Annotated in this window: 16 protein-coding genes, 2 rRNA genes and 1 pseudogene (1 of these 19 running past the window's edge); 6 read left to right on the plus strand and 13 right to left on the minus strand. The window is 61.4% G+C overall.

What is annotated here, in order from left to right:
• Positions 1-132: 132 nt before the first annotated feature.
• Positions 133-1,391, plus strand: a pseudogene (locus ACZZZP_RS20985) (MFS transporter).
• A 52-nt stretch (positions 1,392-1,443) separates the two neighbouring features.
• Here ACZZZP_RS20985 and ACZZZP_RS20990 read toward each other — a convergent pair.
• Positions 1,444-2,325 carry a DMT family transporter gene (locus ACZZZP_RS20990; protein WP_122493372.1) on the minus strand — a complete coding sequence of 294 codons (882 nt, stop codon included), beginning with the start codon at positions 2,323-2,325 and terminating at the stop codon, positions 1,444-1,446.
• Positions 2,326-2,567: 242 nt separating this feature from the next.
• Between ACZZZP_RS20990 and ACZZZP_RS20995 the strand changes: the two genes are divergently transcribed.
• Together ACZZZP_RS20995 and ACZZZP_RS21000 are read left to right on the plus strand one after the other, a co-directional pair.
• Positions 2,568-3,836, plus strand: coding sequence for an OprD family porin (locus ACZZZP_RS20995; RefSeq protein ID WP_463383992.1), 1,269 nt, complete (start codon positions 2,568-2,570; stop codon positions 3,834-3,836).
• A gap of 203 nt (positions 3,837-4,039) precedes the next feature.
• On the plus strand, positions 4,040-4,870 hold the full coding sequence (locus ACZZZP_RS21000) for an aldo/keto reductase (RefSeq protein ID WP_463383993.1): 831 nt from the start codon (positions 4,040-4,042) through the stop codon (positions 4,868-4,870).
• A 275-nt stretch (positions 4,871-5,145) separates the two neighbouring features.
• Here the strand turns inward: ACZZZP_RS21000 and pcaC are convergent, their stop codons facing one another.
• The 7 genes from pcaC to ACZZZP_RS21035 form a co-directional block, all read right to left on the minus strand.
• Positions 5,146-5,538, minus strand: coding sequence for a 4-carboxymuconolactone decarboxylase (gene pcaC / locus ACZZZP_RS21005; protein ID WP_463383994.1), 393 nt, complete (start codon positions 5,536-5,538; stop codon positions 5,146-5,148).
• Positions 5,539-5,555: 17 nt separating this feature from the next.
• Positions 5,556-6,344: a 3-oxoadipate enol-lactonase gene (gene pcaD / locus ACZZZP_RS21010; RefSeq protein WP_463383995.1), complete on the minus strand. Its 789-nt coding sequence runs from the start codon at positions 6,342-6,344 to the stop codon at positions 5,556-5,558.
• Positions 6,345-6,353: 9 nt separating this feature from the next.
• On the minus strand, positions 6,354-7,706 hold the full coding sequence (locus ACZZZP_RS21015) for a 3-carboxy-cis,cis-muconate cycloisomerase (RefSeq protein ID WP_463383996.1): 1,353 nt from the start codon (positions 7,704-7,706) through the stop codon (positions 6,354-6,356).
• 141 nt (positions 7,707-7,847) lie between these two features.
• A complete protein-coding gene (locus ACZZZP_RS21020; protein ID WP_122493378.1) occupies positions 7,848-9,137 on the minus strand; it encodes an MFS family transporter in 1,290 nt (429 codons plus the stop codon).
• A gap of 164 nt (positions 9,138-9,301) precedes the next feature.
• Positions 9,302-10,507, minus strand: a complete 1,206-nt coding sequence (gene pcaF, locus ACZZZP_RS21025) for a 3-oxoadipyl-CoA thiolase (protein WP_463383997.1) — start codon at positions 10,505-10,507, stop codon at positions 9,302-9,304.
• Positions 10,504-11,286 (minus strand): CoA-transferase subunit beta, encoded by a 783-nt coding sequence (locus tag ACZZZP_RS21030; protein ID WP_463383998.1) that lies wholly within the window; start codon positions 11,284-11,286, stop codon positions 10,504-10,506. The genes pcaF and ACZZZP_RS21030 overlap by 4 nt, the downstream gene beginning before the upstream one ends.
• Positions 11,286-12,149, minus strand: coding sequence for a CoA transferase subunit A (locus tag ACZZZP_RS21035; RefSeq protein WP_463383999.1), 864 nt, complete (start codon positions 12,147-12,149; stop codon positions 11,286-11,288). The genes ACZZZP_RS21030 and ACZZZP_RS21035 overlap by 1 nt, the downstream gene beginning before the upstream one ends.
• Before the next feature lie 261 nt (positions 12,150-12,410).
• Here ACZZZP_RS21035 and mksB point away from each other — a divergent pair, with 261 nt between their 5' ends.
• The 3 genes from mksB to mksF are packed head-to-tail and all read left to right on the plus strand — an operon-like array spanning position 12,411 to position 17,275.
• Positions 12,411-13,652: an Mks condensin complex protein MksB gene (gene mksB / locus ACZZZP_RS21040; protein ID WP_463384000.1), complete on the plus strand. Its 1,242-nt coding sequence runs from the start codon at positions 12,411-12,413 to the stop codon at positions 13,650-13,652.
• Positions 13,653-13,685: 33 nt separating this feature from the next.
• Positions 13,686-14,456, plus strand: coding sequence for an Mks condensin complex protein MksE (gene mksE / locus ACZZZP_RS21045; protein WP_463384001.1), 771 nt, complete (start codon positions 13,686-13,688; stop codon positions 14,454-14,456).
• The gene (mksF, locus tag ACZZZP_RS21050; RefSeq protein ID WP_463384002.1) at positions 14,453-17,275 is read left to right on the plus strand and encodes an Mks condensin complex protein MksF; all 2,823 of its coding nucleotides are present in this window, start codon (positions 14,453-14,455) and stop codon (positions 17,273-17,275) included. The genes mksE and mksF overlap by 4 nt, the downstream gene beginning before the upstream one ends.
• Before the next feature lie 271 nt (positions 17,276-17,546).
• On the opposite strand, the gene ACZZZP_RS21055 is transcribed toward mksF, so the two are convergent.
• The 5 genes from ACZZZP_RS21055 to ACZZZP_RS21075 all read right to left on the minus strand — a co-directional run.
• Complete coding sequence (locus tag ACZZZP_RS21055) at positions 17,547-19,847, minus strand: PqiB family protein (protein ID WP_463384764.1); 2,301 nt, start codon at positions 19,845-19,847, stop codon at positions 17,547-17,549.
• The gene (locus ACZZZP_RS21060; RefSeq protein ID WP_463384003.1) at positions 19,840-20,466 is read right to left on the minus strand and encodes a paraquat-inducible protein A; all 627 of its coding nucleotides are present in this window, start codon (positions 20,464-20,466) and stop codon (positions 19,840-19,842) included. The genes ACZZZP_RS21055 and ACZZZP_RS21060 overlap by 8 nt, the downstream gene beginning before the upstream one ends.
• Positions 20,453-21,112 carry a paraquat-inducible protein A gene (locus ACZZZP_RS21065; protein WP_463384004.1) on the minus strand — a complete coding sequence of 220 codons (660 nt, stop codon included), beginning with the start codon at positions 21,110-21,112 and terminating at the stop codon, positions 20,453-20,455. Before ACZZZP_RS21065 ends, ACZZZP_RS21060 begins: the two co-directional genes overlap by 14 nt.
• A gap of 293 nt (positions 21,113-21,405) precedes the next feature.
• Positions 21,406-21,521: ribosomal RNA gene (rrf, locus tag ACZZZP_RS21070) — 5S ribosomal RNA — on the minus strand.
• A 142-nt stretch (positions 21,522-21,663) separates the two neighbouring features.
• Positions 21,664-22,360 (minus strand): 23S ribosomal RNA (locus tag ACZZZP_RS21075) (it continues 2,193 nt past the right edge of the window).

The following is a 22,360-nucleotide window of genomic DNA, read 5'->3' on the forward strand; positions in this document are numbered from 1 at the left end:
TCTCGACTGCACGCGCAGTCTTTGAACGGATGGCACCTCATGAGTCAGTCACACAGCACACCCGTCGCCGCGACCCCCTCCACCGCGCCGACCACCCCTCACGCCGGTATCGGCGACAAAATTCGCGGCGCCATGGCCGTCGGCAAAACCCGCTGGGGCATGCTCGCCCTGGTGTTTTTCGCCACCACGCTGAACTACATCGACCGCGCCGCGCTCGGGGTCATGCAGCCGGTGCTGGCAGAGAAAATGAGCTGGACGGCGATGGACTACGCCAACATCAACTTCTGGTTCCAGGTCGGTTACGCCGTCGGCTTTTTGCTGCAAGGGCGCTTTATCGACCGCGTGGGCGTGAAACGCGCGTTCTTCTTTGCCGTGCTGCTCTGGAGCCTGGCGACTGGCGGCCACGGCCTGGCGACCTCGGCGGTCGGCTTTATGGTCTGCCGCTTTATTCTTGGCCTCACCGAAGCGGCGAATTACCCGGCGTGCGTGAAGACCGCACGCATCTGGTTTCCGCTGGCGAGCGCGCTGTTGCCACCGGTATTTTCAACGCCGGCACCAACGTCGGCGCCATGCTCACGCCCGCCCTGCTGCCGCTGATTCTGGTGGCCTGGGGCTGGCAAGCGGTGTTCCTGTGCATGGCTGCGCTGGGCGCGATCTGGCTGGTGTTCTGGGGGCTGAAATACTTCAACCCGGAAGACCACCCGAGCGTGAAACAGAGCGAGCTTGATTACATCCAGCACACCGACGAGCCAGCCCAGGCGCGCGTACCGCTGCGTGACATTCTGCGCATGCGCGGCACCTGGGCATTCGCCCTGGCCTTCTCGATGACCGCGCCGGTGTTCTGGTTTTACCTGTACTGGCTGCCGCCGTTTCTCAATCAGCAATACAACCTGGGCATCAGCGTGTCGCAGATGGGCATTCTGCTGATCCTCATCTGGCTGACCGCCGACTTCGGCAGCATCGGTGGCGGCATCCTGTCGTCGTGGTTGATCGGCCGAGGCATGAACGCGATCAAGGCGCGGCTGTTGTCGATGCTGATCTGCGCGTGCGCCATCGTCGCGGTGATCTTCGCGGCCCACGCCAGCGGTTTGTGGATCGCGGTGCTGGCCATCGCCCTCGGCGTCGGTGCGCATCAGGCCTGGACCGCCAATATCTGGAGCCTGGTCATGGACTTCACGCCCAAGCACATGATGAGCACCGTGTTCGGCTTTGGCGGCATGTGCGCGGCGGTCGGCGGTATGTTTATGACGCAGTTGGTGGGTTACGTGCTGACGGTGACGAACAACAACTACGCCGTGTTGTTCACCATGATTCCGACCATGTATTTCCTGGCCTTACTGTGGCTGTACTTCATGGCGCCGAGAAAGGTGCCGGACGTGAAGCCGGCCTAACCGGCGCGCAATAAAAAAGGCCCTACGGGGCCTTTTGTTTTTCGCGCTTGATTTACCGCCGCTTCTGCAACCACGCCGCCGCCAGCCCGCTCAGGCAAATAATGGCGATACCCAGCAAGGCGCTGAATGAAGGCGTATGGCTGAACACCACAAACCCCAGCAGCCCGGCGAACACGATCTGACAGTAGCCAAACGGCGCCAGCAAGGCCGGTGCGGCGTAGCGGAAGGCTTGGGTGAGCATCAGGTGCGCCGTCATACCGCAGGTGCCGAGGGCAATCATTAAAAGCGCGTGGCCCCAGGTCGGCACTTGCCAGAAGAACGGCACCAGCAAGCTGACCAGCACGGTGTTGCACAGGCCGGCGAAGAAGTTACTCGTGGTCGGGCTGTCGTAATTGGCGAGAATGCGCGTGAGGATCTGGTACACGCCAAAACACAGCGCCGAGCCGAACGGCAGCAGCACGGCGGGGGTGAACAGCTCGCCGCCCGGATGGACGATCACCAACACCCCGGAAAACCCCACCAACACCGCCGCCCATTGGCCGCGCGTCACCCGCTCGCCCAGCAGCGGCACCGATAAAGCGGTCACCAGCAACGGCGCCAGAAAGTTCACCGCCGTGGCTTCGGCGAGCGGGATGTATCGGATGCCGGTGGTGAATAACAAGCTCGTGCCGAGCAGACACAACGCCCGAATAATCTGCAAACCGGGGCGTTTACTGCGCAGCACGCGCAGGCCCGATTGCGGCAGGAAGATGCCCGCCATCAACAGCGTGTGCACCACATAACGCGCCCACACCACCATCACCACGGGGTAAAACCCGGACAGGTATTTGGACAATGCGTCGTGGCTGGCAAACAGAAACGTGGCCAGAAGAATCAGGGCAATGCCGCGAAAGGGCTGCTGGGCGGTAGTCAGCGGGGAGCTGGGCAAACTCATGGGGCTCCAAAAATAACGAGCGTTAAGACCTTGAAAATAGCTTACAGGCCACGGGGGATCTGGAACCTTTTGCGCCGCCCAGGAATGTACTACCTGGTTAATTACCGTTCGATAATCGCCCAAAATGGCCTTTACCGAATTGAACCCTCCGCAGGCTCCTTCCACTATGCCTGCACATTGAACGCCACCGCCAAGCGGACCGGCGCTGCGATGACCGATAAATACAAAAAAGGTCTACTTCGATGCTGCACATCTCGTCCAAGGGCGCGCTGCGCTCTGTTCACGCTCCTGCTCTGATCGCACTGGCTGTCGCCGGGTTCACTCAAGTGAGCCAGGCCGAAGGGTTTCTCGACGACACCAAGGCCACGCTGAATTTTCGCAACGCCTACTTCAACCGCAACTTCACCAACCCTGACAACGCGCAGGCGAAGGCTGAAGAGTGGACGCAAAACTTCATTCTCGACGTGAAATCCGGCTACACCCCAGGCCCGGTTGGCTTTGGCGTGGATGTGCTGGGCCTGTACTCGCTGAAACTTGATGGCGGCCGGGGCACCGCCAACACCCAGCTGCTGCCGGTACACAGTGACGGTCGCCCGGCCGACGATTTCGGCCGCCTGGGCGTGGCGGCAAAAGCCAAGCTGTCGAAGACCGAATTGAAGGTCGGTGAGTGGATGCCGGTATTGCCAATTCTGCGCTCCGACGATGGCCGCTCGCTGCCGCAAACCTTCCGTGGCGGTCAGGTGACCTCGCAGGAAATTGACGGCCTGACGTTGTACGGCGGCCAGTTCCGGCAGAACAGCCCGCGTAACGACGCGAGCATGGAAGACATGTCCATGAACGGGCGCGGCGCTTTCCTTTCGGACCGCTTCAACTTTGCCGGCGGCGAATATTCCTTCAACGAAAAACGCACCACCGTCGGCGTCTGGTACGCCGAGTTGGAAGACATCTACCAGCAGCAATATTTCAACGTGCTGCATAGCCAACCGGTAGGCGACGTTACCCTCGGCGCTAACCTCGGCTACTTCATCGGCAAGGAAGACGGCAGCCAACTGGCCGGCGACCTCGACAACAAAACCGCCTTCGCCCTGCTCTCGGCCAAATACGGCGGCAGCACGTTTTATGTTGGCCTGCAAAAGGTCAGCGGCGATGACTTGTGGATGCGCGTCAACGGCACCAGCGGCGGCACCCTGGCGAACGACAGCTACAACTCCAGCTACGACAACGCCAAGGAAAAATCCTGGCAGCTGCGCCATGACTTCAACTTCACCGCAGTCGGTGTGCCCGGCCTGACCCTGATGAACCGCTACATCAGCGGCGACAACGTGCACGTCGGCACGGTCACCGATGGCAAGGAATGGGGTCGCGAATCCGAGCTGGCGTACACCGTGCAGAGCGGCACGTTCAAGAACCTCAACTTCAAATGGCGCAACTCTTCCATGCGCCGCGACTTCAACGCCAACGAGTTTGACGAGAACCGTATTTTCGTTAGCTACCCGTTGTCGTTGCTGTAAGCCGAGCCCAACGCGCTACTGACTTCTCGTGTGAAAACACGTTAGCCCGTCCCTGTGACGGGCTTTTTTATGCCGGTACGCGGCGCGGGTGACATCGCCGTCTACTGAACGAGCCTGGATCCCCGCGTTCGCGAGGATGACGGCGGCGAACGCGCGATCAGCTCGACAGTCCAACCCCGACACACAGCGAAAAGGGGCCTTCTATGGAAGCCATTACCACTGGCCACGGCCTGCACCTGCCAAAGCTCGGCCTTGGCACCTGGCGAATGCTCGGCGATGAATGCACGCGCACCGTGGAGCAGGCGCTGGAGCTGGGCTACCGCCACCTCGACACCGCCACCGCGTATGACAATGAAGCCGCCATTGGCAAAGCCCTGGCGCGCACTGCTGTTCCCCGCGAGCAGCTTCACGTCACCACCAAGGTCTGGTGGAACAAACTCGAACCACAGGCCATGCGCCAATCCCTGGACGCCAGCCGCAAAGCCCTCGGGGATGATTGCCTCGACCTGTTTTTGATTCACTGGCCTGGCGATGCAAACGCCGGGTGGAACCTTGAGCGCAGCATCGAAACGCTGGTGGCGCTGCGTGATGAAGGCAAGACCAAACAGATTGGCGTGGCCAACTTCAACGTCGCCTTGCTCAAACGCGCCGTGGTGGAAATGGGCGCGCCGTTGTCGGTGGTGCAGGTGGAATACCACGTGCTGCTCAACCAGCAACCGGTACTCGACTTCGCCCGCCAGCACGGCATGGCGCTCACCGCCTATACGCCGCTGGCACGCGGCCAAGGCGCCGACACCGAGACGGTGCAACGCATTGCTGAGAAGCATGGCGTGCTGCCGAGTCAGATCGCCTTGGGCTGGGTGCTGGAACAGGACGGCGTGGCGGCGATTCCCAAGTCCAACAGCCTGGAAAACCAGCGCGCGAACCTGGAGGCGTTGAACGTCAGGCTGGACGACGACGATCGGGCAGCGATTGCCGCGTTGCCCAAGGATGTGCGGATTGTGAACCCGGCGTTTGCGCCGGTTTGGGATTGAGGGCGCTGCGTTGGCCGCTGCCCTCTCCCCCAGCCCCTCTCCCGTAAACGGGCGAGGGGGAGCCTTACCGAGTGAGCCGAAACAACCCCGACCTGCCCGCTTGCGGGAGAGGGCTGGGGAGAGGGTTTTGCTCTACGGCCTCCCACAACCCGAGTTTTCCGGGGCTAAGGCCAGGCAAGGCGCCCCGCAGCTTTAAAGCGCAGCGTACTCAAGTACGTGAGCATTTAAAGCGAGGACGCAACGCAGCCTGGCCGACGACCCGGAGACCGCCCTGCCTACTTCAGCGACTCAACCCCCATCTCATCCCACACTTCTTCGGCTAGATGGAAGGTCGCGTTCGCCGCTGGAATCCCGCAGTAAATCGCGCTCTGCATCAGCACTTCCTTGATCTCTTCGCGCGTCACGCCGTTGTTCTTGGCGGCTTTAAGGTGCAGCTTCAGTTCGCCTTCGCGGTTCATGCCGATAAGCATGGCGATGGTGATCAGGCTGCGGGTGTGGCGCGGCAGGCCAGGACGGGTCCAGATGTCGCCCCAGGCGTGGCGGGTGATCATTTCCTGGAATTCTTCGTTGAACGGGGTGAGGTTTTTCAGGCTGCGGTCGACGTGTGCGTCGCCCAATACGTCGCGGCGCACTTGCATGCCGGCGTCGTAGCGTTGTTTTTCGTCCATTGGATAGGTCGCCAAATTCAGTGGGTGAGGAAGTCGAGTACGGCCTGGCTGAAGGCATCGCCGGCTTCAACGTTGGACAGGTGCGCGGCGTGGAATTCGACCAGCTGCGCGCCAGCGACGCGCTCGACGATCAAGCGTCCGTCAGCCGGTGTGGTCACGGCATCTTCGGTGCCGCAGACCATCAGCAGCGGCAACGTGATGCTGCCCAGTTGCTCGCGGAAATCGGCGTCGCGCACGGCCGCGCAGTTAGCCGCGTACCCTTGCGGCGAGGTGGCGGCGAGCATGCCAACCACCGCTTCAACTTTGGCGGTTTCAGCCTTGGCGAATTCAGGCGTGAACCAGCGGGCGATGGAGGCATTGCGCAGCGCCAGCATCGCGGCCGGGCCGTCGCGCAGGACCATTTCGATGCGCGGATTCCACACATCCGGGCTGCCAATTTTCGCGGCGGTGTTGCACAGCACCACGCGTTTGAGGCGCTCGGGGGCGTTGATCGCCAGCCACTGACCAATCAAGCCGCCCATGGACAGCCCGCAGAAGTACGCCTGCTCAATGCCCAGCGCATCGAGCAAGGCCAGCACGTCGCGGCCGTTCTGTTCGATGCTGTAAATGCCTTCGGTGACCAGCGATTTGCCGTGGCCACGGGTGTCGTAACGCAGCACCTGAAAGTGCTGGCTGAACGCATCGACCTGCGCGTCCCACATGTGCAGGTCGGTGCCTAGCGAGTTGGACAGCACCAGCACCGGCAACGCGGCGTCGCCATCCAGGCGGTAGTGGAGTTCGCCATCGGCGAGGGTTACGGCAGGCATGAAACGCTCCTAAACACTGAGGACTTGATGGTCGGCAATGGCGCGCTGCACCCACAAACGCGCCTGGCCAAGGTAATGGGCGGGGTCGAGCAAATGGTCGAGTTCGTCGCTGCTGAGCTGGGCGCTGACTTCGGCGTTTTCACCGAGTACCTGGCGCAAGTGCACGCCCTGCTCCACCGCCAGGCGGCAGCATTGTTCGAGCAGATGATGGGCCGCATCACGACCGATGCGCTGGGCCAGGGTGATGCTCACGGCTTCGGCCAGCACCAGCCCTCGGGTGAGGTCCAGATTCTGGCGCATGCGCTCGGCATTCACTTCCAGGCCCGGCACCACCACCAGGGCTTGTTGCAGCGCGCCGGAGACCAGGCAGCACAATTCCGGCAGGGTTTCCCATTCGGCATGCCAAAGGCCCAGGCTGCGCTCGTGTTCCTGCGGCATGGCCGACAACATGGTCGCCACCAGCCCCGGCGCGCGAGTGGCGGCGCCGATTAGCACGGCGCAGCTCACCGGGTTGCGTTTGTGCGGCATGGTCGAGGAGCCGCCCTTGCCCGGCGCCGACGGCTCGAACACTTCGCCGGCTTCGGTTTGCATCAACAGGCTCAGGTCGCGGCCGAGTTTGCCCAGGGTGCCAGCGAGCATGCCTAACCAACTGGCGAACTCCACCAGGCGGTCACGCTGGGTGTGCCAGGGCTGTTCCGGCAGGCGCAGGTTCAACTCGGCGGCGAGTGCTTCGGCCGCTGGCATGGCCTGGTCGCCAAGCGCCGCGAGGCTGCCCGAGGCGCCGCCGAATTGCAGCACCAACAGGCGCGGCTTCAGTTCGGCCAAGCGCTGGCGTTGGCGAGTGATTGCGCCCAGGGTGCTGGCGATTTTCATGCCCAAGGTAACGGGCGTGGCATGTTGCAGCCAGGTGCGTCCGGCCATTGGCGTGGCGCAATGCAGGCTGGCCTGACTGGCGAGGGCGTTGCCCAGGTGCGCGAGGTCAGCTTCCAACAGCTCGATGGCGCTGCGCAGTTGCAGCACCAAGCCGCTGTCCATCACATCCTGGCTAGTGGCGCCGAGGTGAACGTAGCGCTCGGCTTCCTGGCTGACGCTGGCGATCTGTTTGCCGAGGGCCTTGACCAGCGGAATGGCGGAATTGCCAGCGGTGGCGATGGCGGTGGCTAGGCTGTCCACGTCGAATAACTCGGCGCGACAGGCGCCCTCGATGGGCGCGACGGCTTCAGCGGGAATCAGGCCGATGCTGCTTTGCGCGCGGGCCAGCGCCGCTTCGAAATCGAGCATGCCCTGCAGCCGCCCGGCGTCGGAGAAAACCGCGCGCATGGCGGGCTGGGTGAAATAGGTGTCGAACAACTTGTTGCTCATACATCGTCCTTAAAAGATCACCGTCGGGGGCAAGAAAGGGAAGCGCGCAGGCTAACTGTGGGAGAGGCTTGAGCCTCGATGCTGTTGATTGAAAAGCATCGAGGCTAAAGCCTCTCCTACATAACAAGTGCCCAATCTTACCTAGTGATCGTGATGCAAATACGCCGCCTGCTTAGGCAACCGCAGGCTGAACAGGAAGGCCACGGCCATCATGGCGGTGACGTACCAGTAGAAGGTGTTTTCCATGCCGATGCTTTTCAGCCCCAGCGCCACGTATTCCGCCGAGCCGCCGAACATGGCATTCGCCACGGCATAGGCCAGGCCCACGCCCAGGGCGCGCACTTGCGGCGGGAACATTTCGGCTTTCACCAGGCCGCTGATTGAGGTGTAGAAACTGACGATGGCCAAGGCCAGGGTGATCAGCACAAACGCCAGGAACGGACTGCTGACGGTTTTCAGCGTGAGCAGAATCGGCACGGTGAACAGCGTGCCCAACGCGCCGAACCAGAGCATGGAAGTGCGGCGGCCGATCTTGTCGGAAAGCATGCCGAACAGCGGCTGCATGCACATGTACAGGAACAGCGCGCCGGTCATGATGTAGCTCGCGGTTTTCGCGTGCATGCCGGCGGTGTTCACCAGGTACTTCTGCATATAGGTGGTGAAAGTGTAGAAAATCAGCGAGCCGCCAGCGGTGTAGCCGAGCACGGTGATAAACGCGGCTTTGTGGTGTTTGAACAGCGCGGCCATGCTGCCGGCGTCTTTGTCGGCGCGCTGCTCGGCGGTGGTGGTTTCTTCGAGGCTACGACGCAGCAACAGGGAAATCACCGCCGCCACGGCACCGACCACGAACGGAATACGCCAGCCCCAGGCACGCAGTTCTTCTTCAGTCAGCAACTGCTGAAGAATCACCACCAGCGACACCGCCAGCAGTTGTCCGCCGATCAGGGTCACGTACTGGAACGAGGCGAAGAAGCCGCGCTGACCGCGTAGCGCCACTTCGCTCATATAGGTGGCGGTGGTGCCGTACTCGCCGCCCACCGACAACCCCTGGAACAGGCGCGCCATCAACAACAGCGCCGGTGCCCAGGCGCCGATGCTGGCGTAGGTCGGCAGAAAGGCGATGACCAGTGAGCCGGCGCACATCATCAGCACCGAAATCATCATCGAGTTCTTGCGCCCGTGCTTGTCGGCAACCCGGCCGAACAGCCAGCCGCCAATCGGCCGCATCAAAAACCCAGCCGCGAAGACGCCGGCCGTGTTGAGCAGTTGAACCGTGGGGTCGTCCGAGGGGAAAAACGCAGGGGCAAAGTAGATGGCGCAGAAGGCATAGACATAGAAGTCGAACCATTCCACCAGGTTGCCCGAGGAGGCACCGACAATGGCGAAGATCCGTTTGCGACGTTCTTCGCCGGTGTAATGCATGGTGGTCATATCTTGTTACTCGTTTGGGTGTATGCGTGAGTCTAGACCCACGTAACAGCGCCCCGTTCAAACCTAAGCGCAGCGGTGGTTGTGCAATGGCCATCGCGGCTAAAGCCGCTCCCACAAGAACCGCATCCCTGTGGGAGCGGCTTTAGCCGCGATATTTGCAGCCGTTACACCGCTTCAACAGCAATCGCCAACCCCTGCCCCACGCCTACACACATGGTCGCCAAACCCAGCTTGCCGCCGGTCTTCTGCAACTGGTGCACTGTCGTCAGCACCAAGCGATTGCCGCTCATGCCCAGTGGATGGCCCAGGGCGATAGCGCCGCCATTTGGATTCACCTTGGCGCTGTCGTCAGCCAACCCCAGCTCGCGAACCACCGCCAACCCTTGCGCGGCAAACGCTTCGTTGAGTTCGATAACGTCGAAAGCGTCGATGGACAGGTTCAGGCGTTCGAGCAATTTGCGCACGGCGGGAACCGGACCAATGCCCATCACCCGTGGTGCCACGCCGCCGCTGGCCATGCCCAGCACTTTGGCGCGCGGCGTAAGGCCGAACTTTTTCACCGCGTCGGCCGAGGCAAGAATCATCGCCGAGGCGCCATCGTTGAGGCCGGAGGCGTTGCCGGCGGTCACGGTTTTATCTGCGCCGTTAACCGGTTTCAGTTTGGCCAGGGCTTCGGCCGAGGTGTCGGCACGTGGGTGTTCATCCACGCTGAACGTGGTGTCGCCCTTTTTGCCCTTGATGACCACCGGCACGATTTCTTCGGCGAAGAAGCCGGCCTCTTGTGCGGCGGCGGCGCGCTGCTGGCTGCGCAGGGCGAAGGCGTCCTGGTCGGCGCGGCTGACGTTGTAGTCTTCGGCGACGTTATCGCCAGTGACTGGCATGGGGTCGACGCCGTACTGCTCTTTCATCAGCGGGTTGATAAAGCGCCAGCCGAGGGTGGTGTCCTCCAGTTTCTGGCCACGGCCAAAGGCGCCGTCGGCTTTGCCCATTACGTAGGGCGCGCGAGTCATCGACTCCACGCCCGCTGCGATGGCCAGCTCCATTTCACCCGTGGCGATGGCGCGAAACGCGGCGCCTACCGCTTCCATGCCCGAGGCACAGAGGCGGTTTAGCGTTACGCCCGGCACGCTTTCTGGCAGGCCAGCCAACAACGCGGCCATGCGCGCGACGTTGCGGTTGTCCTCGCCCGATTGGTTGGCGCAGCCCATGAATACTTCGTCCACGGCGTTCCAGTCGACCTGCGGATTGCGCTCGATCAGCGACTTCAGCGGAATCGCCGCCAAGTCATCGGCACGCACCGGCGACAGGCCGCCGTTGAGGCGACCAATCGGTGTGCGCACGGCATCGCAAATAAAAACCTCGCGTGTCATTCCTCACCTCCGGCCTGGCCATGAGCCGCGGCGGTGCGCGCTTCGAGGGCGCGCAGGGCTTCCAACTCGTGAGCTTGCGGCGCTTGCGTTACGCCAACTTGGTCGGCGAAACGGATCGCCCAGCCCGTGGCTTCCACCACCTGCTCGCGGGTGACGCCTGGGTGCAGCGAGGTGACGATGAACTCGTTGCTGCCGGCTTCCGGCTCCATGATGCACAGGTCGGTGATGATGCCCACCGGGCCTTTGCCCGGCAGGCCGAGGCGCTGGCGATGGTCGCCGCCTTCGCCGAAACCGACCGATGTCACGAAGGCCAGCTTGTCGACAAAGGTGCGGTGCGATTGCTTGAGAATGATCAGCACCGATTTGGCCGAGCCGGCAATTTCCGGCGCGCCACCGGCACCGGGCAAGCGCACTTTGGGCTTGTGGTAATCGCCGATCACGGTGGTGTTGATGTTGCCGAACTTGTCGACCTGGGCGGCGCCGAGGAAGCCGACGTCAATGCGCCCGCCTTGCAGCCAGTAGCGGAAAATCTCGCCGGTAGGCACCACGGTGTCAGCGGTTTCGGCTAGCTCGCCGTCGCCAATCGACAACGGCAATACGGTGGGCTTGGCGCCGATGGGGCCGGATTCGTAAATCAGAACCACGTCGGGCGATGACGTCAGGCGCGCAAGGTTAGCGGCCTTGGAAGGCAGACCGATGCCGACAAAACACACCGAGCCATTTTTCAGGCGGCGGGCGGCGGCGACGGTCATCATTTCGTTAGTGCTGTAGTCGCTCATTATTTGGCCTCCGCGTGGTGCTTGCTGGCGAGCTTGTGCTGGAACGCGGCGAAGTCTTCGGTGCCTCGGATGTATTCGTCGATCCACGCGGTGAAGGCTTCGCGGTCGCGGGCGATGGGGTCCCAGGCTTGGTAGAAACGGTTGTCGCGCTCGTAGTAGCCGTGGGCGTACGACGGGTGTGCGCCGCCCGGCACCAGGCACACGGCGGTCAGCGCCCAGGTCGGCAGCACGCAGGCGTTCATTGGCGCTTGCAGGTCGTCGACAATTTCTTCAACGGTGACGATGCAGCGCTTGGCCGCCAGCGCTGCTTCTTTCTGCACGCCAAGAATGCCCCACAGCAGCACGTTGCCTTTGCGGTCGGCTTTTTGCGCGTGGATCACGGTTACGTCCGGACGCACCGACGGCACCGCCGCCAGCACTTCGCCGGTGAACGGGCAGGTAACGGATTTGATCAGCGGGTTGACCTTCGGCAGGTCGGAGCCGGCGTAAGCGCGCAGCACCGCGAACGGCAAACCGGACGCGCCGGCCACATAGGAGTTGGCCAGGTCGGCGTGGCTGTGTTCTTCAATTTCCAGGGCGTGCGGCCACTCTTTCTCTACGGCGTCACGCAGGCGGTGCAGCGAACCCACGCCGGGGTTGCCGCCCCAGGAGAAAACCAGGCGCTTGGCGCAGCCGGCGCCGATCAGCAGGTCGTAGACCAGGTCGGGGGTCATGCGCACCAGGGTCAGGTCTTTCTTGCCCTGGCGAATCAATTCATGGGACGCGGCAGTCGGAATCAGGTGGGTAAAACCTTCGAGGGCGACGGTGTCACCATCATGGACAAAGCGCTCGACCGCTTCGCGTAGAGACAGGAGTTCAGCCATGTTCGATCTCGTCTTGTTATCCGGGGCGCCTCGGAAAGGGGGTAGGCGCCGGGTGAGAAAACAGTACGCCGCGAGGGGTGGCGGAACAATCCGATAATCGACTATCCGTTCGATTATCGAACATTCGATTCGCCGTGGTTTCGCTCGAAAACCGTGGCCTGCCTTTGATCAGCCGAGAATGAAACGCGCCGCTGTGCATGCAGTACAATCGCGACCTTTGCCCGGCGCCTGACTGCCTAAACCTGATTTGACTGAGCCCACATGATCGAGCCCAAGCGCGTACTGCGCGCCCTCGCTGAACACTGGACGTTACTCGAGCCGCTCTGCGAACGGTTCGACCAAGGCACCATGAGCCTGATCGAATTGCGCGCGCAGTTGGCGGTGCAACTGGTGCAAAGCACCCCCGCCGACATCACCGGCCTGCTGGACACCTGGATCCGCCTGGACATTCTGGTGCCAGTGGCCAAGAGCCCGAACCGCTTCGAGCTCAACGCGCAAATTCACGACTTCCTCGCCTACCTGCGCCGCGAACACCGCCTGGGCTTGTGCCTGGAAATTGAAGCGTACCTGCGCCACCTCGAACGCCTGGCTGGCTACATTCAGGACGCCTTCGAGATTCGCGACGCCAACGACCTGGCCCGCCAGCTGCGCTTGCTCGACATGCGTGTACGCGACGTGCTGAAAAAACTCGCCAACGACGAGCAGGCACTGGTGGGCGTGGCCGACCGCGCCAAGACCAGCGACCGACAAATTCCGCTGCGTCAGCGCTATGCCGAAGTGCTGGCGACCTGGGACGAATACGTTGAGCCGATGATTCAACTGGTGAACGCCGACGGCGCCTTCGAACAAGGCGTGCGCCGCGTTGAGCAAGTGCTGTTGCGGTTGCTGAGCGAACAGCATCGCCTTGGCCAATTGGTGGACGACGACCTGCTGCTGCGCACCCACGCGCGCATTCTGGAAATGCAAACCACTGCCCAGCTAACGCTGCGCCGCGCCCGCGAACTGCTGCTGCCGCTGCGTGAAGAAGCGCGCCGGCATAACGCCGTGACCCGTGGCGCCGCGCTGGCGTTATCGGCTATTCGCCGTAAGGGGCTGGACGCCGTGCCGCAGGCGGCGCTGCCGCTGTTCACTAGGCCGCAGAGCACCTTTCTCGGCAGCACCAGTCAGGTGGAGTCGTACGTTTACGCCCTGGCCCGCTTCGAGCCCAAACCCACGCAGTTCCCCAAGGCCAGCGGTATGCGCAAAGGCGAAGCGCCAAAAGCGCCCCGCACCGCGCGGGAAATGCTCGAGCGCTGCCAGAGCGCCTTGCCGATGCCCGACCTGATGGTGTGGCTGCTGGAGCAGGAGCCCGAAGGCGCCACCGATGAATTGCTGTACTGGTTTTCGCGCTTGTCGCGCGACGGCCGTTTTCAGCGTGAGCGCCTGGAGCGCCGCGACTATTACACCGCCGAGCACCAGGTCAGCCTGTGCTCCTTTGCGTTGGTGGCCAGCAACCATGCTTGAGCCCGTCGCCACTCTTTTTGAAGAATTTTGCGTATGAATATCGACCTGTCCGAACTCAGCCACTTGGCGCCGATTTTCCGCGAGCTGTTCAAGGGTTATCACGTCAGCCACCGCGACGCCGAGCTGTATAGCCAACTCTCCAACCAGCAGGACGCCTACCGCGCTTTGTTCCGCGCGCTGGGTTTCGAGCTGGTGTGCGACACCCGTGGTTTCTACTATTTCGTGCCCGAGCAAATGGGCGCGCAAGTAAACAAAACCGCTCAGCGCCTGGCGCTGTTCACCTTCATTCTGGTGGAGCACCTGGCCGACCAGGGCCGTGACCCGCTGGCCGTCCTCGACGGCGGCAGCCTGGGCCGCGATGAGTTGCCACCGCTGCTGGAGAAATACCGCGACCTGTTTGTGCAGGCCGAAGTCACCACCCAGGAAGAGCTGGAAGAAAAGGTGATGCGCCGCATGACGCAGTTGGGTTTTGCCAACGAGGAAAACGGCGTGTACCGCTTCCTGCCGCCGATGCATCGCTTCCTCGACGTGTGCCTCTCGGTGCAACAAGACCGCGACCTGGCCGCCAGCCTGCACAGCGTGCTGCCGTTGCCGACGCCGGCCTTGGTGGATGACGACAGCGGCGACGACATTCTGCTGATCGATGGCGAGCAGGACGATGACATTCCGCCGCTGCCCGCCATCGCCGCTGCACCTGCACCTGCACCTGCACCTGCACATGCGGCCATTGAAGAAGAAAGCGAAGAACAAGCCCTGGCCCGCGCCTTGGCTGAAGAGCGTGCCAATCAGGAGATCGATGCATGAGCCAGGAACGCTACGGTATCCGCCGCTTTGCCCTGCTAAACACCGCCGGTTACAGCCTGGGTTTGTTCCCGCTGGAACAACCATTGTCGGTGTACGGCGCCAACAACCTGGGCAAAAGCGCCTCGATCAACGCCCTGCAATTTCCGATTCTGGCGCGCATGTCAGACATGAGCTTCGGCAAGTACAGCCTCGAAGCCTCGCGCAAGTTCTACTTCGCCAGCGACACCAGTTACATCCTCGTTGAAGTGGCTCTGCCCCACGGCCCGCACGTAATCGGCGTTGCCGGGCGCGGTCCGGGTGGCGGCTTCGGCCACCAGTTCTTCGCCTATGCCGGCGAGTTGCACCTAGAGCATTACCAGAAGAACGGCACCTGCCTGCGCCAGCGCGAGCTGTTTGCCAATCTGGAGCGGGAGAACATCAAGGCTTATGAACTGAAGCCGGAAGAACTGCGCCGGTTGCTCGTAGGCGGCCACACCTCGATTCCGCTGGACCTGACCCTGATCCCGCTGCGCTCCACCAGCGAGCAGAGTTTGAAGACCTTCCGCGCGCTTTTTATCAACCTGCTGCACATGCGCGAAATCACCGCGGCCAAGCTCAAGCAATTGTTCCTTGATGCGTTCGAACACAGCCTGCGTTCGGGTAGCGTCGATTACATTGCCGCGTGCGAAGAAGCCTTCCGCGACGTGCGCCGCATGGAAGCCGATTACCAATCACTGGTCGCGGCCGGGCCGCTGGTGGAAGCGCTGAGCGCTGGCGTGGCGCAACGTGAAGTGCTGCGCGGCAAGCTGCACCGCATTTCGCCGTTGCTCGATTCGCTGCTCGGCACCTGGCAAGACTATGCCGGCGCCCGCCGCGAAGAGCTGGTGATTCAGGCCGAGCATTACCGTGGCGAGCAAGACGGCTTGCAACACGAACAGCGCGGCGGCACACAAGAGCTGATGCGCCTGGAACGTGAGATTAGCGAAATTCAGCGCTGGCTCGGCGAGTTCGGCGTACTGAAACATCGCTTCGCGCTGGTGGAAAACGCTCAGGTGTTGGAGCAGCAACTGCTCGCCGCCAAAGACGCCCACGATGAACTGGCCGGTGCGCTGGCACAGTCGCGGCAGTTCTCCAGCGAAGACCTCGACGAGCGTCTGCGCGACTTGGAAAAACGCCTGAAGTCGGTGCGCCAACAACTGGAACATGCCGACAACAACAGCTACGCGCGCTTGCGTGAAGAGTTCAGCCAGCAAGACGTCGAGCGCCTGATGCGCCTGTTCAACGGCGCGCTGTTCAGCTTGCCGCTGGGCGAGCATGGCATCGGCCTGGATGAAGACGGCCAGTGGGTGAAGTCGCTGGAAGTGATCCTCGACGGCTTCAAAGCCGAGCGTTTTGAAGTGCCCGGCTTGAGCATCGACCTCAGCCATATCGAACCGCCTGCGCTGCAAGCCTTGGCCGACCGCGCCGCGTTACGCGATCAGAAAGAGCGCCTGGAGAAAGAGCTGAAACAGCTTAAGACCCAGCAAAGCGTGGCCTCCGACCGCGCCGCCAGCAAAGCCCAGGCGGAGACCCTGTACAACCAGGTGCTGGACGCCCAGAAGGCACTGGAAGACTTCCGCCGCAGCCAGACCCTGGCCGTGGAAGAACCCGCCAAGCTCGAACAACTGGCCCAGGCCGAAGCCGCGCAGGACGACCTCAAGCGTGCCAGCGATGCGTTTACCGAACGCGTGCAACAGCTGTCGGCCAAGCTGCAATTGGTCGGCCGCCAGTTGGCCGATCTGGAAGCCAAAGAACGCACCCTGGAAGACGCCCTGCGTCGTCGCCAGTTGCTGCCAGCCAACCTGCCCTTCGGCACGCCGTTTATGGAGCCGGTGGACGACTCGCTCGACAACTTGCTGCCGCTGCTTAACGACTATCAGGATGCGTGGCAGAGCCTGCAGCGCATCGACGGGCAGATTGACGCGCTGTACGCGCAGATTCGCCTCAAGGGCGTGGCCAAGTTCGACAGCGAAGATGACGTGGAGCGGCGCCTGCACTTGCTGATCAATGCCTACGCGCACCGTCAGGATGAAGCGCTGACCCTGGCCAAGGCCCGCCGCGCAGCCGTCACCGATATCGCCCGCACTCTGCGCAATATCCGCAGCGACTACGACAACCTCGAACACCAGTTGGCCCTGTTCAACCGCGAGATCAACCGCCGTCAGGTCTCCAACCTCGAAAGCTTCCGCATCGTGCTGGCGCCAAACAAAGACGCGCTCAAACACATCGACCAGATCATCCACAGCGCCGGCCAGTACGAAGAAGGCGAAACCCTGTCGGTGTTCGACCTCAACCAGTCGGCCGATCAGGACGTGCGCAACGAGGAAGCCAAGGAATACCTGGCACGCCTGGTAGCCGCGAACCACAACCAGCTGGGGCTCAAAGACTTGTTCGAGCTGGCGTTCGAAATCACCAAAGTCGGCGGCCAGCCGATTGTGCACACCGACATCGACGGCGCCGCCTCGAACGGCACGACCATGACCATCAAAGCGCTGACCAACATGTACCTGCTGCTGCACCTGATGGACCGCGAACAAGCCGGCAAAGTGCGCCTGCCCTACTACCTCGACGAAGCCGCCGACATCGACGAACGCAACCAGCAAGCCCTGATCGAAACCAGCCTGCAACTGGGCTTTGTGCCGATTCTGGCCAGCGTGAAACCGCAGGTGTGTGCACACGTAGCCATCGACCTGGAAGGCGGCAGCGGGCCGAACGGGATTTACATTGATGAAGCGGACTGGAAATACATCCGTCGGCATGAGCCGGTGGTGAAGGTTGAGGCGGTGGTTGAGCCGGCTTGATAGTGGGAAGTGTGGTTGGCTTGAGGGCCAATCGCGGCTTAAGCCGCTCCTACAGGTTGCACAGTCCTGTAGGAGCGGCTTAAGCCGCGAAGCTCTTGATCCAAAAAAGGGCCGCATAAGCGGCCCTTTCCATTTCAAACCCAACAAATTTCGAGATCGAGCGAGCTAGAGCAGAGCAAGGCGAAAACGTTCTTTGAAGCGGAGTTGGCTCAAGCCAATGAGCATTCAAATAACGTTTTCAACGCAGCTATGCCGACGCGCAGCCGATCGCTTATTTCCCCAAAGAAATTTTGGGGGCCCATTTTAGCCACTCGTCATTCGCCTCTTCGTTGAGGACAAACGTCTGCTCCGCCTTCGCTGGCGCACCCATCTGATCGCCCTCCGGCGTAGCGAATGCAATGCCGCCCTGCAGCAACGATTCCACCGATTCCGTGCGCACCTTGGCGCCTTTAAACAAGCCCCAATCCACTGAGAACCCACTAACGCTCCAGAAGCGGCTGCCGCCGCGAACCAGGGCGGCATAACGCGGTTCGATCAGGATGCGGATCAACACGCGGTCCGCCGTAGCGCCCAGTTCGATGCCGGTGACTTTGCCCACCTGAACTTCCCGGTAGGTGACGGGCACATCGGCTTTGATCGAGCCACGACGCGGCGCGCTCAGGGTCAGTTTCAATCCGCTTTCCTGGGTCGCCAACATCGGCGGCTCGTTCAACGCGACGAAGTTGGTCTGCGCCGCAGTGGCTTTGGCGGCCGGCTGTACTTGCAGGTATTGGCCGCTGACCAGGGTGTCGAGGTTGGCGGTGCGGATCAGGCCGAGTTCGGGTTTGACGACCCAGAATTGCGAGCCGACGCGAGCGATTTTGTCGGCGCTTTCGGTGATCCGGGCGGTTAACTGAACGGCTTGCAGGTCATCGGTGAGGGCCACGGTTTCGACCTTGCCCAGGTCGATGCCTTTATAGCGGATCGGGGTGCCGGGTTTCAGGCCGTCGCCCGAGTCGACGCGGATGTTGATCACCGTGCCTTTCTGCAGGGCCTCTTCGCGGTCGGGGTGCAGGGTGAAGCGCTGTACCCGTTTGGTCGGCGCGGCTTTGGGGTCTGGCGTTTCAAAGCTGATGCCACCGGCGAGCAGGGTTTGCAGGGATTCGCTTTTTACTGTGACGCCAGAGAGACCGCCGCTCAGGGTGATGCCGCTGGCGTTCCAGAAGCGGGTGGAGTTGTTCACCAGATTGGCGTACTCCGGTTCGATGTGGACGCCAATGGCGACGCGCTTGCGGTCGCGCGCCAGTTGATAGCTCTGCACGGTGCCGACTTTGATTTGTTTGTAGAGCACCGGGCTGCCGACTTCGAGCGAGCCGAGTACGTCGCTGTACAACACCAGATGCAGGCCAGGGGCGCTGAGGTCCAGCGGTGGGGCCTTGGCGCGGGCAACGAATTCACGGGCCGGCGGGTTGCCCTTCTCGCCCGGGCGCACGGCGATGTAGTTGCCTTTGACCAAGGCTTCGATACCGGTGATGCCGGCCAGGGAGATAACCGGTTTGACCACCCAGAATTCGGTGCCCTCCACCAGGTAGTCCTCGCTGCGCGGGTCGAGAGCAAGCTCGGCGGAAGCGGTGGCAAGGTCGTCGTTCATCTTCAGGGTTTTCAGCGTACCGACCTGAATGCCCTTATACATAATCGGTGTGCGACCCGCTTGCAGCCCTTCGAAATCGCTGAGTTTCACATTGACCTTGATGCCGACCTGGGCGGCATCAAAATCTTCATACAGGCGGAAGGGCAGGCTTGGGTCGGTGGGCGGGCTGTCTTTACGGTGTTCCGGTGTAGCGAACGCGATGCCGCCGGCAACGATGCTGGCGAGCGATTCGGTGCGCAGCTTGAAGCCGCCCAGATCCGCATTCACGGTCACGCCACTGGCGTTCCAGAAGCGCGTGTGCTTGCGCACCAATGAAGCGTATTGCGGCTGGATAAACACCTTCACTTCAACGGTGGTCTGGTCGGCGGCCAGGCTGTAGCTCTTCACCACGCCGACTTGGATTTGCTTGTAGAACACCGGGCTGTCGCGATTGAGCGAGCCCAGGCGCTCGGCCTTCAGGGTCAGATGCAGACCGGCCACAGAGTCGGCGATTGGCGGCACTTCGTTCAGTGCCGTGAATTTGCGCTCGGGCTCGCCGTCGCCTGGCGCTGCCGTGATGTAGTTGCCTGACACCAGGGTTTCCAACCCGGTGACGCCGGCCAGACTCACGCTCGGCTTAACTAACCAGAAGCGCGTGTTGGTGCGCAAAAACTGCTCTACGTCTTTGTCCATTTCGACCGTGGCAATAACGCCAAGCCGGGCGCCGGTGTCATCCAGGGTGAGGGTCTTTACCTTGCCGACTGGCATGCCTTTGTAGATGACCTCGGTTTTGCCAGCCTGAATGCCATCGCCGGACGCGAAAATGATCTGAATGTCGATGCCCGCCTGTTCATAGGCGCGCCAGGCCAGCCAGCCGCCGATCAACAGTGCGATCAGGGGCAGCACCCAAATGGCAGACCAATTTGAGGCCGGCCGGATTTTGGCTTTGGGCAGATCATTCATCGTCATTGTCATCCGTTTCCGTGTTGTCCCAGAGCAAGCGCGGGTCGAAGGTGTGGGCGGCCAGCATGGTCAGGATCACCACGCTGGCAAAAGCGGCGGCACCGTAGCCGGGCTCGATGCTGGCCAGGGTGCCAAAGTTAACCAAGGCCACCAGGATGGCGATGACGAACACGTCGAGCATCGACCATCGGCCGATCCATTCAATAAAGCGGTACATCACGATGCGCTGGCGGGGCGTCATCGGCAGGCGGCGCTGCACCGAGTAGAGCAGCAAGCCAATGCCAACCAGCTTGAAGGTGGGCACCAGAATGCTGGCGATAAATACCACGGCGGCGATAGGGATCATGCCGTACTGCACTAGGGAGATCACGCCAGACATGATGGTGTCGGGCTCGCCTTTGCCGAGGGTGCTGACGGTCATGATCGGCAGAAGGTTAGCCGGGATGTACAAGATTGCCGATGTCACCAACAGCGCCCAGGTGCGCTTCAGGCTATTGGGGTTACGGGCGTGAACGCTAGCACCGCAGCGGGTGCAGAACTGAGAGTGGGTGTCGGGCTCTTCTCTATTGAGCTGGTGGCATTCGTGGCACACCACGATGCCGGCATCAATGGCTCGCATGGTCGCTCTCCCCGGACAGTGCTTCCCAGATTTGATGGGGCGTCATGGTGACTTCAAGCCAGACTTGTATCAGCAACAGGGCAACGAAACAGGCAAGACCAAACCCGAGCGTGACATCCGCCAGGCCGATGAGTTTGACCATGGAAACGAGGGTGCCCATCAAGTACACCTCGAGCATGCCCCATTCGCGCATATGGTGATAAATGCGGTAGAGCAGCAGGCCATAGCTGCGGCCGAATTTCAGTTGGATGGAGAGCAGGACTAGAAATTGGCAAAGCAGCTTGAGCAGGGGCACCGCCATGCTGCAGAGGAACACGACCACGGCAACGCCTTGCATGCCGGAATTGTAGAGCGCGAGTACGCCGCTCCAGACCGTGTCGACGCTGCGCTGGCCGAGCAAGCTGAGCTCCATAATCGGCAAGAAATTCGCGGGGAAATACAACAGCAACGCCGCGATCACGAGCGCCATGCTGCGCTTCACCACTTTGGGGCGACTCATGTACAGCTCAAAGCCGCAGCGCGGACAGTGCGCGCTGTCGCCGACGTTGAGCTGGGGTTTGAGCATCAGCAAATCACATTCATGGCAGGCGGTTAACGCCTCCAATGGCATCTCGGGCAACTCGCGAGCATCTGCAGCATCAGACATGAAAGAGCTCTAGTGAACGTGCCAAACAATGGGATATGAACGATTACGAACGGTTGCTGGCAATCGTAGACGCAATAAGGTGAGTGCGGCGACCGTTGCGTTGTGTCTTTGGACCGATAGGGTGGCAGAACTGCTGAGTTCTGCGCAGTTGGGGTCGAAAGCACGACTGGTTCTATTCCTAAGTTCCTTACTGGAAACGAGGCGCCTATCGGGGCCGTCGCCCCCGCTTCACTTTTCCGCGCCCAAAAACAAACCCCCCACCCGTTTTCACGAGTAGGGGGTTTGGAATTTAAGCTTGACGATGACCTACTCTCACATGGGGAGACCCCACACTACCATCGGCGATGCGTCGTTTCACTACTGAGTTCGGGATGGGATCAGGTGGTTCCAACGCTCTATGGTCGTCAAGCAATTCGGGTGGAGCGTCGCGTTAGCGCAGCTCCAAATTGGGTATGTGATGGTGTTGCGGGTAATTTGTGTGTTTGCCGAATTTTCGGTTTGTATCGTCTTCACACCGTCAATTTGCGCTAAGCAAATTGCTTGGGTGTTATATGGTCAAGCCTCACGGGCAATTAGTATGGGTTAGCTCAACGCCTCACAACGCTTACACACCCCACCTATCAACGTCGTAGTCTTCGACGGCCCTTTAGAGGATTCAAGATCCCAGTGAGATCTCATCTTGAGGCTAGTTTCCCGCTTAGATGCTTTCAGCGGTTATCTATTCCGAACATAGCTACCCGGCGATGCCACTGGCGTGACAACCGGAACACCAGAGGTTCGTCCACTCCGGTCCTCTCGTACTAGGAGCAGCCCCTCTCAAATCTCAAACGTCCACGGCAGATAGGGACCGAACTGTCTCACGACGTTCTAAACCCAGCTCGCGTACCACTTTAAATGGCGAACAGCCATACCCTTGGGACCGGCTTCAGCCCCAGGATGTGATGAGCCGACATCGAGGTGCCAAACACCGCCGTCGATATGAACTCTTGGGCGGTATCAGCCTGTTATCCCCGGAGTACCTTTTATCCGTTGAGCGATGGCCCTTCCATACAGAACCACCGGATCACTAAGACCTACTTTCGTACCTGCTCGACGTGTCTGTCTCGCAGTCAAGCGCGCTTTTGCCTTTATACTCTACGACCGATTTCCGACCGGTCTGAGCGCACCTTCGTACTCCTCCGTTACTCTTTAGGAGGAGACCGCCCCAGTCAAACTACCCACCATACACTGTCCTCGATCCGGATAACG

Source organism: Pseudomonas sp. AC211, assembly GCF_979258055.1.

Excerpts from the sequence above, each read along its gene's own strand:
- ACZZZP_RS20990 (WP_122493372.1), bottom strand. The coding sequence starts at position 2,325 with ATGAGTTTGCCCAGCTCCCCGCTGACTACCGCCCAGCAGCCCTTTCGC.
- ACZZZP_RS20995 (WP_463383992.1), top strand. The coding sequence starts at position 2,568 with ATGCTGCACATCTCGTCCAAGGGCGCGCTGCGCTCTGTTCACGCTCCT.
- ACZZZP_RS21000 (WP_463383993.1), top strand. The coding sequence starts at position 4,040 with ATGGAAGCCATTACCACTGGCCACGGCCTGCACCTGCCAAAGCTCGGC.
- pcaC (WP_463383994.1), bottom strand. The coding sequence starts at position 5,538 with ATGGACGAAAAACAACGCTACGACGCCGGCATGCAAGTGCGCCGCGAC.
- pcaD (WP_463383995.1), bottom strand. The coding sequence starts at position 6,344 with ATGCCTGCCGTAACCCTCGCCGATGGCGAACTCCACTACCGCCTGGAT.
- ACZZZP_RS21015 (WP_463383996.1), bottom strand. The coding sequence starts at position 7,706 with ATGAGCAACAAGTTGTTCGACACCTATTTCACCCAGCCCGCCATGCGC.
- ACZZZP_RS21020 (WP_122493378.1), bottom strand. The coding sequence starts at position 9,137 with ATGACCACCATGCATTACACCGGCGAAGAACGTCGCAAACGGATCTTC.
- pcaF (WP_463383997.1), bottom strand. The coding sequence starts at position 10,507 with ATGACACGCGAGGTTTTTATTTGCGATGCCGTGCGCACACCGATTGGT.
- ACZZZP_RS21030 (WP_463383998.1), bottom strand. The coding sequence starts at position 11,286 with ATGAGCGACTACAGCACTAACGAAATGATGACCGTCGCCGCCGCCCGC.
- ACZZZP_RS21035 (WP_463383999.1), bottom strand. The coding sequence starts at position 12,149 with ATGGCTGAACTCCTGTCTCTACGCGAAGCGGTCGAGCGCTTTGTCCAT.
- mksB (WP_463384000.1), top strand. The coding sequence starts at position 12,411 with ATGATCGAGCCCAAGCGCGTACTGCGCGCCCTCGCTGAACACTGGACG.
- mksE (WP_463384001.1), top strand. The coding sequence starts at position 13,686 with ATGAATATCGACCTGTCCGAACTCAGCCACTTGGCGCCGATTTTCCGC.
- mksF (WP_463384002.1), top strand. The coding sequence starts at position 14,453 with ATGAGCCAGGAACGCTACGGTATCCGCCGCTTTGCCCTGCTAAACACC.
- ACZZZP_RS21055 (WP_463384764.1), bottom strand. The coding sequence starts at position 19,847 with ATGAATGATCTGCCCAAAGCCAAAATCCGGCCGGCCTCAAATTGGTCT.
- ACZZZP_RS21060 (WP_463384003.1), bottom strand. The coding sequence starts at position 20,466 with ATGCGAGCCATTGATGCCGGCATCGTGGTGTGCCACGAATGCCACCAG.
- ACZZZP_RS21065 (WP_463384004.1), bottom strand. The coding sequence starts at position 21,112 with ATGTCTGATGCTGCAGATGCTCGCGAGTTGCCCGAGATGCCATTGGAG.